The sequence below is a fragment of the Streptococcus sp. HMSC070B10 genome (assembly GCF_001808665.1).
In the GTDB taxonomy this organism is placed as follows: Bacteria; Bacillota; Bacilli; order Lactobacillales; family Streptococcaceae; genus Streptococcus.
The window spans coordinates 49,876-63,124 of record NZ_KV794132.1; the positions used below are offsets into that span (position 1 = coordinate 49,876).

The following is a 13,249-nucleotide window of genomic DNA, read 5'->3' on the forward strand; positions in this document are numbered from 1 at the left end:
AAAAAATCCTACTTATAGATGATATCTATACTACTGGAACAACTATAAATCGTGTGAAGAAACTGTTGGAAGAAGCTGGTGCTGAGGATGTAAAAACATTTTCCCTTGTAAGATGAGGAAAAAATTTGCAAAAATAAAATGAAAGCGTTATAATGAAATCAGAAAAACAAAAATGTTTAGAAAGAAGGTACTCATATGATTAAGTATAGTATCCGTGGTGAAAACCTAGAAGTAACAGAAGCAATTCGTGATTATGTAGTTTCTAAACTCGAAAAGATCGAAAAGTATTTTCAAGCTGAACAAGAGTTGGATGCTCGAGTTAACTTGAAGGTGTATCGTGAAAAAACTGCTAAAGTGGAGGTGACGATTCCACTTGGTTCAATTACTCTTCGTGCAGAAGATGTGTCTCAAGATATGTATGGTTCAATTGATCTTGTAACCGATAAAATTGAACGTCAGATTCGTAAAAATAAAACAAAAATCGAGCGTAAAAATAAAAATAAGGTAGCAACTAGTCAATTATTTACAGATGCTTTGGTGGAAGATCCAAATGTTGTCCAGTCTAGAGTTGTTCGTTCAAAACAAATTGATTTAAAACCAATGGATTTGGAAGAAGCTATTCTACAGATGGATTTGTTGGGACATGATTTCTTTATCTATGTGGATGTTGAAGATCAGACAACCAATGTGATTTATCGTCGTGAAGATGGCGAGATTGGCTTGTTAGAAGTTAAAGAATCTTAATTTCAATATGTGTAAAGGAAGGTTTACTAAATTGTAAACCTCCTTTTTCTTATAATTGATAGAATTACTGATTACACTTTTAAAAAGTCGCTTTTTGATGGTTATTATGGTATAATGGGTGCCAAGAGGTTTGGAATGAAAAAATTTTATGTAGGTCCTATTTTCCCCTTAATATTAGGAATAGTGGCGTTCGGAGTGCTATCTGTGCAACTTGTTTTTGTAACGAATACACTGGTAACGCTATTTCTTTTGCTACTTATTTTGGGTTCATATATTTTACTATTCATCCATCAGAGAGACTACTACTCAAAGAGTGAAGTAGAACAAATCCAGTATGTAAACCACCAAGCTGAAGATAGTTTGACAACTTTGTTAGAACAGATGCCTGTCGGAGTTATTAAACTAGACTTATCGTCAGGTGAAGTTGAATGGTTCAATCCTTACGCTGAATTGATTTTGACTAATGAAGTGGGGGAGATTGATGTTGCATTAATTCAAACAATTATAAAGGCGTCTGTGGGGAATCCAGGTTCTTATGCCACCTTGGGTGAGACTCGCTATTCGGTTCATATGGACAAGGTATCTGGTGTTCTTTACTTCTTTGATGTGTCTGGAGAATACGAAGCGACTGTTGAGTTAGTGACGAGTCGTCCGGTTATTGGAATTGTTTCCGTTGATAACTATGACGATTTAGAAGATGCGACATCGGAGTCTGACATTAGTCATATTAACAGTTTTGTAGCCAATTTTGTTTCAGAATTTGCTGGGAAGCATGCCATGTTCTCCCGTCGAGTAAGCATGGACCGTTTTTATCTATTTACGGACTACACAGTACTTGAAGGATTGATGAATGATAAATTTTCTGTTATTGATGCTTTTAGAGAAGAGTCCAAACAGAGACAGTTGCCATTGACCCTAAGTATGGGATTTTCTTATGGTGATGGAAATCATGATGAGATAGGGAAAGTTGCTCTGCTCAACTTGAACTTGGCTGAAGTGCGTGGTGGCGACCAAGTTGTTGTCAAGGAAAACGACGAAACGAAAAATCCAGTTTATTTTGGTGGTGGCTCTGCTGCCTCAATCAAACGTACACGGACCCGTACGCGTGCTATGATGACGGCTATTTCAGATAAGATTCGTAGTGTGGATCAGGTTTTTGTAGTTGGTCACAAAAATCTAGATATGGATGCTCTTGGCTCTGCTGTAGGTATGCAGTTGTTTGCCAGCAATGTGACTGAAAATAGTTATGCCCTTTATGATGAAAATCAAATGTCGCCGGATATTGAACGAGCTGTTTCATTCTTAGAAAAAGAAGGAGTTACAAAGTTGTTGTCTGTTAAGGACGCAATGGGGATGGTGACCAATCGTTCTTTGTTGATTCTTGTAGACCATTCAAAGACTGCCTTAACTTTATCAAAAGATTTTTATGATTTATTTACCCAAACCATCGTCATCGACCACCACAGACGGGATCAGGATTTTCCAGATAATGCGGTTATTACTTATATCGAAAGTGGTGCAAGTAGTGCCAGTGAGTTGGTAACGGAATTGATTCAGTTCCAGAATTCTAAGAAAAATCGTTTGAGTCGTATGCAAGCAAGTGTTTTAATGGCTGGTATGATGTTGGATACTAAAAATTTCACCTCACGAGTGACTAGTCGGACATTTGATGTTGCTAGCTATCTCAGAACGAGAGGAAGTGATAGTATTGCTATCCAAGAAATTGCTGCGACAGATTTTGAAGAATATCGTGAGGTCAATGAACTGATTTTACAGGGGCGTAAATTAGGTTCAGATGTACTAATAGCAGAGGCTAAGGACTCGAAATGTTATGATACAGTTGTTATTAGTAAGGCAGCAGATGCCATGTTAGCTATGTCAGGTATTGAAGCGAGTTTTGTTCTTGCGAAGAATACACAAGGATTTATCTCTATCTCAGCTCGAAGTCGTAGTAAGCTGAATGTACAACGGATTATGGAAGAGCTGGGAGGTGGAGGCCACTTTAATTTGGCAGCAGCTCAAATTAAGGATTCAACCTTGTCAGAAGCAGGTGAAAAACTGACAGAAATTGTATTAAATGAAATAAAGGAAAAGGAGAAAGAAGAATGAAAGTAATCTTTTTAGCAGATGTTAAAGGAAAAGGTAAAAAAGGCGAAATTAAGGAAGTACCAACAGGGTATGCACAAAACTTTCTTATCAAAAAGAATTTAGCAAAAGAAGCAACTGCTCAAGCTGTAGGTGAACTTCGTGGTAAACAAAAATCAGAAGAGAAAGCTCACGCTGAGATGATTGCAGAAGCAAAAGCAATTAAAGCTCAACTAGAAGCAGAGGAAACTATTGTAGAATTTGTTGAAAAAGTTGGTCCAGATGGTCGTACCTTTGGTTCCATTACCAATAAGAAAATTGCAGAAGAATTGCAAAAGCAATTTGGAATTAAGATTGATAAACGTCATATCCAAGTACAAGCTCCGATTCGAGCAGTTGGTTTGATTGATGTACCAGTGAAAATCTATCAAGATATTACAAGTGTAATCAATCTTCGTGTGAAAGAAGGGTAAATTTACACTTTCTTGACAAGATTGTAAAAGGAAGGGAAGTCTGATGGCAGAAGTAGAAGAGTTACGAGTACAACCTCAAGATATCTTAGCTGAGCAATCCGTTTTAGGGGCTATCTTTATTGACGAGAGTAAGCTTGTTTTTGTGCGAGAATATATTGAGTCTCGGGACTTTTTTAAGTATGCCCATCGTTTGATTTTCCAAGCTATGGTCGATTTATCCGATCGTGGCGATGCTATAGATGCAACAACGGTTCGCACCATTCTTGATAATCAAGGTGATTTACAGAATATTGGTGGCCTGTCTTACTTGGTTGAGATTGTCAATTCTGTGCCAACTTCTGCTAATGCGGAGTATTATGCTAAGATTGTTGCAGAGAAGGCCATGCTACGTCGATTAATCTCCAAGTTGACAGAGTCTGTCAATCAAGCTTACGAGGCTTCGCAACCAGCTGATGAAATCATTGCTCAGGCAGAAAAAGGCCTGATTGATGTCAGCGAAAATGCTAATCGAAGTGGATTTAAGAACATTCGAGATGTGTTGAATATCAACTTTGGAAATCTGGAAGCTCGCTCGCAACAAACGACCGATATTACAGGGATTGCGACAGGTTATCGTGATTTGGATCATATGACGACTGGTCTTCATGAGGAGGAGTTGATTATCTTAGCAGCTCGTCCGGCGGTTGGTAAGACAGCCTTTGCCTTGAATATTGCTCAGAATATTGGGACTAAGTTGGACAAAACAGTTGCTATTTTTTCACTGGAAATGGGTGCGGAAAGTCTAGTGGACCGTATGTTGGCGGCAGAAGGTTTGGTGGAATCGCATTCTATCCGTACGGGTCAATTGACTGATGAGGAGTGGCAAAAATATACCATTGCTCAAGGGAATCTAGCTAATGCAAGTATCTATATCGATGATACGCCAGGGATTCGGATTACAGAGATTCGTTCTCGTTCTCGTAAACTGGCTCAAGAAACTGGAAATCTTGGTTTGATTTTAATAGACTATTTGCAGCTTATCACGGGAACTGGTAGAGAAAATCGTCAACAAGAGGTTTCAGAAATTTCACGTCAGTTGAAAATTTTAGCTAAGGAACTGAAGGTTCCAGTAATCGCTCTAAGTCAGCTTTCTCGTGGTGTAGAACAACGTCAGGATAAGAGACCGGTCTTGTCTGATATTCGTGAATCTGGGTCTATTGAGCAGGACGCTGATATCGTAGCCTTTCTTTATCGCGACGATTACTATGAGCGTGGTGGAGAAGAAGAGGAAGGCATACCGAATAATAAGGTAGAAGTTATTATCGAGAAAAACCGTAGTGGAGCTCGTGGAACGGTGGAATTAATTTTCCAAAAAGAATACAATAAATTTTCAAGTATCTCAAAGAGGGAGGCATAAGATGTCAGATGCATTTACAGATGTAGCCAAGATGAAAAAAATCAAAGAAGAAATCAAGGCACATGAGGGGCAAGTCGTAGAAATGACTTTGGAGAATGGTCGTAAGCGCCAAAAAAATAGATTGGGTAAGCTAATTGAGGTTTATCCATCCCTATTTATCGTTGAATTTGGAAACGTTGAAGGAGATAAACAAGCTAATGTTTATGTTGAATCCTTTACTTACTCAGATATCCTTACAGAAAAGAATTTGATTCATTATCTTGACTAAAGTGAGAAATTTTCTCACTTTTTCTTTTTTTCTCCGAATAGTTTAAGTGAAGGTAATCTTCGATTTATATTATTTTCAAGGAGGAAGAATGAAAATTTCACCATTTAAAGTAGCAGAGACAAGGTTTTCTATTAGAAAGTCAGTTAAAAAGGTTGTTCCTTTTTTAGTAGTAGGGCTGATGTTGTCGGCTGGAGAAAGTGTTCATGCAAACAGTTCTTATGCTCGTGGAGATGATTATCCTGCTTATTATAAAAATGGGAGTCAGAGTATTGATAAGTGGAGGATGTATTCTCGTCAGTGTACTTCATTTGCTGCTTTTCGCTTGAGTGGAGTAAATGGTTTTGAGCTTCCAGGAGCTTATGGTAATGCTGGTGAATGGGGTTATCGTGCTCGTCGTGAAGGTTATCGTGTCGATAATACACCAGCTATCGGATCTATTGCTTGGTCTACTGCAGGAGGTTATGGCCATGTTGCTTGGGTTTCAAATGTGATGGGAGATAATATAGAAATTGAGGAATATAACTATGATTATAAAGGTAATTATAATAAACGAATTGTAAAAGCAAACAAGATGACCGGTTTTATTCATTTTAAAGATTTATCAAGCAATTCTAAAGAAGTCCCAAGCAGTTCAAAAGATTCGACAAGCAATCATGTTGTGACCAGTCAATCGTCATCTTTGATGAGAGGAACTCATTATTTTAAGGTGGAGACTCCTATTAAAGATCAACCATTATTGAATGCAACTCCACTTGCATATTATTCTCCAGGTGAGAGTGTTCATTATGATCAGGTGATAGAAAAGGATGGTTACAAGTGGTTGAGTTATATTTCTTATAGCGGGAGTCGACGTTATATTCAGTTGGAGGGAGTGACTTCGTCACAAAATCAATCTAATCATGGTTCAAATAATGGATTGACTGTGGGTTGGAAGAAAATAAATGGTAGTTGGTATTATTTCAAATCAGATGGTTCTAAGGCGACGGGATGGCTGAAAGATGGTTCTACCTGGTATTATTTGAAATCATCTGGTGAAATGCAGACAGGCTGGTTACAGGAGAAAGGATTTTGGTATTATCTAGATGACTCAGGGGCAATGAAAACGGGCTGGTATCAAGTCTCTGGTAAGTGGTATTATTCTTACTCTTCAGGTGAGCTAGCTGTTAATACAATAGTAGACGGTTATACTGTAAATCATAATGGTGAGTGGATTAAAGAAAAATAAACTAAAAAACTTGATTCATTATCATTTTTAACTATATTCAAAAGTAATTAGCACTATTTTAAATATTTACTTGAAGCGTTCTTATATATTTTTTTATTGTAGCTTGTTTGATCCGAACTATTTTCATGGGATAAAAAGAAAATGATCTTGACTAGCTTAGCTAGTGTTACGGTTTTAGGTGCGGTTTTTGCTGCGTCTCAACCGTCGGTTGTAAAAGCTGATGCACCTACAGCTACTAGCACATCCGGAGAAACTGGAGCCACACCTGTGGTTAAAACTCCAAAAACTGAAGTCGAAAAAGCTAAAGAAGCTTTAACCGAAGCTTTGAAACCAATCCCTGATAACGAGTTGCTTGACAAAAAAGCAAAAGAAGGATTATTAAAGGCTGTTGAGTCTGGTGAATTGAATGCTTCTGATATTCTTGCTGAGTTAGCAGATGATGCTGAAAAAGCACAAGATACTAATCAAACAATTAAAACAGAAACTCCTGTATCTAAGGACAAGCTTCCTGAAGAGGCGCAAGCGAGAATTGCAGAAGGTGAAGCAGCGGATGCGACTCGTCCTGAATCAGAAAAATTGCAAGACAAAGCTGATGATTTAACTGAAACAATTGAAAACTTGAGGGATGATGCTGAGAAATTAAAAGCCGATGCTGAAAAGAAAGCTGAAACACTAAAAAAACAGGAAGATACTTTAAAAGAAGCTCTTAAATCCGCTAAAGATAATGGATTTGGTGAAGATATCACAGCATCGTTATAAAAAGCTGTAACTACGATTGAAAAAGAACTCGATACTGCGAAATATGAATTTGATGAATCTGATGAAAAAGTTCAAGCTACTACAGCTGAAATTCAAGATTTAACTGAAAAACGTAGTAATCTTCTTGAAGAAGTAAAAAAGCGGAAGCAAAAGAAGCTGCAGAACCAGCTAAACCATAATATACAGGAGGCGTTAATAGTGTAGAAGCAGCAATTAACGAAGTTACACAATATACTCTTACAACAGCAGGTACTAACAAGGATAATACTTATCAAGCACCAGCAGCAAAAGCAGAAGATAAAAAAGAACTTCCAAATACTGGTGGTAAAGATAATGCTGCAGTTGCATCATTAGGATTCCTTGGATTGTTCCTTGGTGCCCTTCCATTTGTGAAACGTAAAAACTAATTCATTTCGTAGTTTGAAAGAGAGGGAGTAACTTCCTTCTCTTTTTACTATTATCTTAGTTTCTCTCAGGGAACTCTTCCCAATGGTATTTTTTGGTGCTTTCCTTTATAATGGGTGTATGGATAAGAAAAAATTATTATTGATTGATGGGTCTTCTGTTGCTTTTCGGGCGTTTTTTGCGCTCTATCAGCAGTTGGACCGTTTTAAGAATGCAGCTGGTTTGCATACCAATGCGATTTATGGCTTTCAGTTGATGTTGAGCCATTTGTTGGAGCGGGTTGAGCCGAGTCATATCTTGGTGGCTTTTGATGCGGGTAAGACGACCTTCCGTACAGAAATGTATGCGGACTATAAGGGTGGTCGGGCTAAGACTCCTGATGAGTTTCGTGAGCAATTTCCTTTCATTCGTGAGTTGCTGGATCATATGGGGATTCGCCACTATGAGTTGGCTCAGTATGAAGCGGATGATATCATTGGGACACTGGATAAACTAGCTGAGCAGGATGGTTTTGACATTACCATTGTCAGTGGGGACAAGGACTTGATTCAGCTGACGGATGAGCATACGGTGGTTGAGATTTCCAAGAAAGGTGTAGCTGAGTTTGAGGCCTTTACGCCAGACTATCTCATGGAAAAGATGGGCATTACACCGACGCAGTTTATCGATCTCAAGGCGCTTATGGGAGATAAGTCGGATAATATTCCTGGGGTGACCAAAATCGGTGAAAAGACGGGTATCAAGCTCTTGCTGGAACATGGCTCGCTTGAGGGGATTTATGAAAATATCGATGGGATGAAGGCTTCTAAGATGAAGGAAAATCTCATCAATGATAAGGAACAGGCCTTTTTGTCAAAAACACTGGCGACCATTGATACAAAGGCACCGATTGAGATTGGTTTGGAGGAGTTGGTCTATAGTGGTCCAGATGTTGAAAACCTTGGGAAATTCTACGATGAGATGGGCTTCAAACAGCTCAAGCAGACTTTAAATGCATCGTCAGCTGAAGTGGCTGAGAGTTTGGACTTTACTATTGTTGACCAAATCAGTCAAGACATGCTGAGTGAAGAGTCTATCTTCCATTTTGAGCTTTTTGGTGAGAATTACCATACGGATGATTTGGTTGGTTTTGCCTGGTCTTGTGGGGATAAGCTTTATGCTACAGACAAGCTTGAACTTTTGGAAGACTCGATTTTCAAGGATTTTCTAGAAAAAACACCTCTGAGAGTGTATGACTTTAAGAAGGCTAAAGTTCTCTTGAATCGCTTTGGTGTGGATTTGCAGGCGCCTGCTTTTGATAGCCGTTTGGCTAAATACCTCCTTTCAACTGTGGAGGACAATGAAATTTCAACCATTGCTAGACTGTATGGTCAGACTTTCTTGGTTGATGATGAGACTTTCTATGGCAAGGGTGTCAAGAAGGCTCTTCCTGAACGGGAAAAATTCTTGGAGCATTTGGCTCGCAAGGTAGCTGTATTGGTTGAAACAGAACCTGTTTTACTTGAAAAGCTCAGTGAAAATGGGCAGTTAGACCTTCTTTATGATATGGAGCAACCTTTAGCCTTTGTCCTTGCCAAGATGGAAATCGCTGGTATTAAGGTAAAAAAAGAGACCTTGCTTGAGATGCAGGCTGAAAATGAGCTTGTCATTGAAAAACTGACTCAGGAGATTTATGAACTGGCTGGTGAGGAGTTTAATATTAACTCGCCTAAGCAGTTGGGCGTGCTTCTCTTTGAAAAATTGGGACTTCCTCTAGAATACACTAAGAAAACCAAGACAGGTTACTCGACAGCGGTGGATGTCTTGGAGCGTCTGGCTCCTATTGCGCCGATTGTTAAGAAAATTCTAGACTACCGTCAGATTGCTAAGATTCAGTCTACTTATGTGATTGGCTTGCAGGACTGGATTTTGGTTGATGGCAAGATTCATACGCGCTATGTGCAGGATTTGACCCAGACTGGGCGTCTGTCTAGTGTGGATCCAAACTTGCAAAATATCCCTGTGCGCTTGGAGCAAGGCCGTCTCATTCGTAAGGCTTTTGTGCCAGAGTGGGAGGATAGTGTGCTACTCAGCTCCGACTATTCTCAGATTGAATTGCGCGTTTTGGCGCATATCTCTAAAGATGAGCACTTGATTAAGGCCTTCCAAGAGGGGGCTGATATCCATACCTCAACAGCCATGCGTGTCTTTGGCATTGAGCGTCCCGAGGATGTGACTGCAAACGACCGTCGCAATGCCAAGGCGGTTAACTTTGGAGTGGTTTATGGGATTTCAGACTTTGGATTGTCTAATAATCTGGGGATTAGTCGTAAGGAAGCTAAAGCTTACATTGATACCTACTTTGAACGCTTCCCAGGTATTAAAAACTACATGGATGAAGTGGTGCGTGAGGCGCGTGATAAGGGCTATGTAGAGACCCTCTTCAAGCGTCGTCGTGAGTTGCCAGATATCAATTCGCGAAACTTTAATATTCGTGGTTTTGCTGAGAGAACTGCCATTAACTCACCTATCCAGGGTTCGGCAGCAGATATTCTCAAGATTGCCATGATTCAGCTGGATAAAGCCTTGGTTGCAGGTGCCTATCAGACTAAGATGCTGTTACAAGTGCACGATGAGATCGTCCTAGAAGTTCCTAAATCTGAACTGGCAGAGATGAAAAAATTGGTGAAACAAACCATGGAAGAAGCCATTCAACTCAGTGTTCCCCTCATCGCAGATGAGAATGAAGGGGCAACCTGGTATGAGGCTAAATAAAAAGCTATGTAGAGTTTGAAGCACTTGTTTTCAAACTCTTTTTCATGTTTTTCTGTAAGCAGTTTCCTTGACATTTTTTTTGTTTTGCGCTATCATATGTCCATATAATATATGGGAGTCTGTGTACAGTCTGAGAGGAAGTGTTAAACTTCGACCGCACCTGATCTGGGTAATGCCAGCGTAGGGAACGATACTTAGTCTAATCTTGACCTTTTCCATATATGGTAAAGGTTTTTCTTTTTATAAAGAGGAAAACGAGAAGAGGAGGTTGTTATGAAAGCAAGCATTGCCTTGCAAGTTTTACCCCTATCACAGGGGATTGATCGGATAGCTGTTATTGATCAAGTCATTGCTTATCTGCAAGCTCAAGAAGTGACCATGGTGGTGACACCATTTGAAACGGTTTTGGAAGGGGAGTTTGATGAGCTCATGCGCATTCTCAAAGAAGCGCTAGCAGTGGCAGGGCAGGAGGCAGATAATGTCTTTGCCAATGTCAAAATAAATGTAGGAGAGATTTTAAGTATTGATGAGAAACTTGAAAAGTATACTGAGACGACACATTAGTCTATTGGGCTTTCTAGGAGTCTTGTCAATCTGGCAGCTAGCAGGTTTGCTTAAACTTCTCCCCAAGTTTATCCTGCCGACACCTCTTGAAATTCTCCAGGCCTTTGTTCGTGATAGAGAATTTCTCTGGCACCATAGCTGGGCGACCTTGAGAGTGGCTTTGCTAGGTCTAATTTTGGGAGTCTTGATTGCCTGTCTCATGGCTGTGCTCATGGATAGTTTGACTTGGCTCAATGACTTGATTTACCCTATGATGGTGGTCGTTCAGACCATTCCGACCATTGCCATAGCTCCTATTCTGGTTTTGTGGCTCGGTTATGGGATTTTGCCCAAGATTGTCTTGATTATCTTGACGACAACTTTTCCTATTATCGTCAGTATTTTGGACGGCTTTAGGCATTGTGACAAGGATATGCTGACCTTGTTTAGTCTGATGCGGGCCAAACCTTGGCAAATCCTGTGGCATTTTAAAATTCCAGTCAGCCTGCCTTACTTTTATGCAGGTCTGAGGGTCAGTGTCTCCTACGCCTTTATCACAACAGTGGTATCTGAGTGGTTGGGAGGCTTTGAGGGTCTTGGTGTTTATATGATTCAGTCCAAGAAACTGTTTCAGTATGACACCATGTTCGCTATTATTATTCTGGTATCGATTATCAGTCTTCTCGGTATGAAGTTGGTCGATATTAGTGAAAAATATGTTATTAAATGGAAACGTTCGTAGAATAAGAAGGTTTCAAAAAAGAAAAGAGGAAATTAAAATGAAAAAAACATGGAAAGTGTTTTTAACTGTTTTAACAGCTCTTGTAGCTGTCGTACTTGTGGCCTGTGGTCAAGGAACTGCTTCTAAGGATAATAAGGAAACAGAACTTAAAAAGATTGACTTTATCCTAGACTGGACACCAAATACCAACCACACAGGACTTTATGTGGCTAAGGAAAAAGGTTATTTCAAAGAAGCTGGAGTGGATGTTGACTTGAAATTACCACCGGAAGAAAGTTCTTCTGATTTGGTTATTAACGGTAAGGCACCATTTGCAGTCTATTTCCAAGACTACATGGCTAAAAAATTGGAAAAAGGAGCAGGAATTACTGCCGTTGCAGCTATTGTTGAGCACAATACATCAGGAATCATCTCTCGTAAATCTGACAATGTAGCTAGTCCCAAAGACTTGGTTGGTAAGAAATACGGAACTTGGAATGATCCAACTGAACTTGCTATGTTGAAAACCTTGGTAGAATCACAAGGCGGAGATTTTGAGAAGGTCGAAAAAGTACCAAACAACGACTCAAACTCAATCACACCGATTGCCAATGGCGTCTTTGATACTGCTTGGATCTACTACGGTTGGGATGGTATCCTTGCCAAATCTCAAGGTGTAGATGCTAACTTTATGTACTTGAAAGACTACGTTAAAGAATTTGACTATTACTCACCAGTCATCATTGCTAACAACGACTACCTCAAAGACAACAAAGAAGAAGCACGTAAAGTCATCCAAGCTATCAAAAAAGGCTATCAATATGCTATGGAGCATCCAGAGGAAGCAGCTGATATCCTCATCAAGAATGCACCTGAACTTCAAGAAAAACGTGACTTTGTCATCGAATCTCAAAAATACTTATCAAAAGAATACGCAAGTGACAAGGAAAAATGGGGTCAATTTGACGCAGCTCGCTGGAATGCCTTCTATAAATGGGACAAAGAAAATGGTATCCTTAAAGAAGACTTGACAGACAAAGGCTTCACTAACGAATTTGTGAAATAATGACAGAAATTAGACTAGAATACGTCAGTTATGCCTACGGACAAGATAGAATTTTAGAAGACATCAACCTGCAGGTGACTTCAGGTGAAGTGGTTTCTATCCTAGGCCCAAGCGGTGTTGGAAAGACCACTCTCTTTAATCTAATCGCTGGGATTTTAGAAGTCCAGTCAGGGAGAATTGTCCTTGACGGTGAGGAGAATCCCAAGGGGCGCGTGAGTTATATGTTGCAAAAGGATCTACTCTTGGAGCACAAGACGGTGCTTGGCAATATCATCCTGCCCCTCTTGATTCAAAAAGTGGACAAGGCGGAAGCCATTGCTCGCGCAGATGAAATTCTTGCGACCTTCCAGTTGACAGCTGTAAGGGATAAATATCCTCATGAACTGAGTGGTGGAATGCGCCAACGTGTGGCCTTACTTCGTACCTATCTTTTTGGGCACAAACTCTTTCTCTTGGATGAGGCTTTCAGTGCCTTGGATGAGATGACTAAGATGGAACTCCACGCTTGGTACCTTGAGATTCACAAGCAGTTGCAGCTAACGACCCTGATCATCACGCATAGTATTGAGGAGGCCCTCAATCTCAGTGACCGCATCTATATCTTGAAAAATCGCCCTGGGCAGATTGTTTCAGAAATTAAACTAGATTGGTCTGAAGAAGAGGACAAGGAAGTCCAAAAGATTGCCTACAAACGTCAGATCTTGGCAGAATTAGGCTTAGATAAGTAGAAAAATAGGGAGTTGGTGAAGATTATCCTTTACCAGCGCCCTTTTTCTTTTAAAAATGAGAAAATTTCGGTATAATAGTCAA

General features: G+C 39.8%; 14 protein-coding genes and 1 riboswitch. All 14 genes read left to right on the forward strand.

What is annotated here, in order from left to right; translation table 11 throughout:
• On the forward strand, positions 1 to 116 hold a 116-nt coding region (locus tag HMPREF2613_RS10780), incomplete at its 5' end, for a phosphoribosyltransferase family protein (RefSeq protein ID WP_261673951.1).
• A 79-nt stretch (positions 117 to 195) separates the two neighbouring features.
• Complete coding sequence (hpf, locus tag HMPREF2613_RS00410; RefSeq protein ID WP_000599100.1) at positions 196 to 744, forward strand: ribosome hibernation-promoting factor, HPF/YfiA family; 549 nt, start codon at positions 196 to 198, stop codon at positions 742 to 744.
• A 135-nt stretch (positions 745 to 879) separates the two neighbouring features.
• The gene (locus HMPREF2613_RS00415) at positions 880 to 2,853 is read left to right on the forward strand and encodes a DHH family phosphoesterase (protein WP_070478154.1); all 1,974 of its coding nucleotides are present in this window, start codon (positions 880 to 882) and stop codon (positions 2,851 to 2,853) included.
• Complete coding sequence (gene rplI, locus HMPREF2613_RS00420; protein WP_000864213.1) at positions 2,850 to 3,302, forward strand: 50S ribosomal protein L9; 453 nt, start codon at positions 2,850 to 2,852, stop codon at positions 3,300 to 3,302. The genes HMPREF2613_RS00415 and rplI overlap by 4 nt, the downstream gene beginning before the upstream one ends.
• Positions 3,303 to 3,345: 43 nt before the next feature.
• Positions 3,346 to 4,698, forward strand: a complete 1,353-nt coding sequence (gene dnaB / locus HMPREF2613_RS00425) for a replicative DNA helicase (RefSeq protein WP_004263550.1) — start codon at positions 3,346 to 3,348, stop codon at positions 4,696 to 4,698.
• A 1-nt stretch (position 4,699) separates the two neighbouring features.
• On the forward strand, positions 4,700 to 4,966 hold the full coding sequence (locus HMPREF2613_RS00430; RefSeq protein ID WP_001278169.1) for a Veg family protein: 267 nt from the start codon (positions 4,700 to 4,702) through the stop codon (positions 4,964 to 4,966).
• An 88-nt stretch (positions 4,967 to 5,054) separates the two neighbouring features.
• Positions 5,055 to 6,191, forward strand: a complete 1,137-nt coding sequence (gene cbpD / locus HMPREF2613_RS00435) for a choline binding-anchored murein hydrolase CbpD (RefSeq protein ID WP_070478156.1) — start codon at positions 5,055 to 5,057, stop codon at positions 6,189 to 6,191.
• Between the two features lie 267 nt (positions 6,192 to 6,458).
• Positions 6,459 to 6,950, forward strand: a complete 492-nt coding sequence (locus HMPREF2613_RS11435) for a hypothetical protein (RefSeq protein ID WP_186822057.1) — start codon at positions 6,459 to 6,461, stop codon at positions 6,948 to 6,950.
• 212 nt (positions 6,951 to 7,162) lie between these two features.
• Positions 7,163 to 7,357, forward strand: a complete 195-nt coding sequence (locus tag HMPREF2613_RS10785; RefSeq protein ID WP_261673952.1) for an LPXTG cell wall anchor domain-containing protein — start codon at positions 7,163 to 7,165, stop codon at positions 7,355 to 7,357.
• 118 nt (positions 7,358 to 7,475) lie between these two features.
• Positions 7,476 to 10,109 (forward strand): DNA polymerase I, encoded by a 2,634-nt coding sequence (gene polA / locus HMPREF2613_RS00445; RefSeq protein ID WP_070478166.1) that lies wholly within the window; start codon positions 7,476 to 7,478, stop codon positions 10,107 to 10,109.
• Positions 10,110 to 10,210: 101 nt separating this feature from the next.
• Positions 10,211 to 10,313: riboswitch (TPP riboswitch) on the forward strand.
• A 69-nt stretch (positions 10,314 to 10,382) separates the two neighbouring features.
• Positions 10,383 to 10,673, forward strand: coding sequence for a thiamine-binding protein (locus HMPREF2613_RS00450; RefSeq protein ID WP_061589694.1), 291 nt, complete (start codon positions 10,383 to 10,385; stop codon positions 10,671 to 10,673).
• Positions 10,636 to 11,394, forward strand: a complete 759-nt coding sequence (locus tag HMPREF2613_RS00455; protein ID WP_186822058.1) for an ABC transporter permease — start codon at positions 10,636 to 10,638, stop codon at positions 11,392 to 11,394. Before HMPREF2613_RS00450 ends, HMPREF2613_RS00455 begins: the two co-directional genes overlap by 38 nt.
• Positions 11,395 to 11,431: 37 nt before the next feature.
• Positions 11,432 to 12,439, forward strand: a complete 1,008-nt coding sequence (locus HMPREF2613_RS00460) for an ABC transporter substrate-binding protein (protein WP_070478161.1) — start codon at positions 11,432 to 11,434, stop codon at positions 12,437 to 12,439.
• A complete protein-coding gene (locus HMPREF2613_RS00465) occupies positions 12,439 to 13,167 on the forward strand; it encodes an ABC transporter ATP-binding protein (RefSeq protein ID WP_070478164.1) in 729 nt (242 codons plus the stop codon). The genes HMPREF2613_RS00460 and HMPREF2613_RS00465 overlap by 1 nt, the downstream gene beginning before the upstream one ends.
• Positions 13,168 to 13,249: the final 82 nt, after the last annotated feature.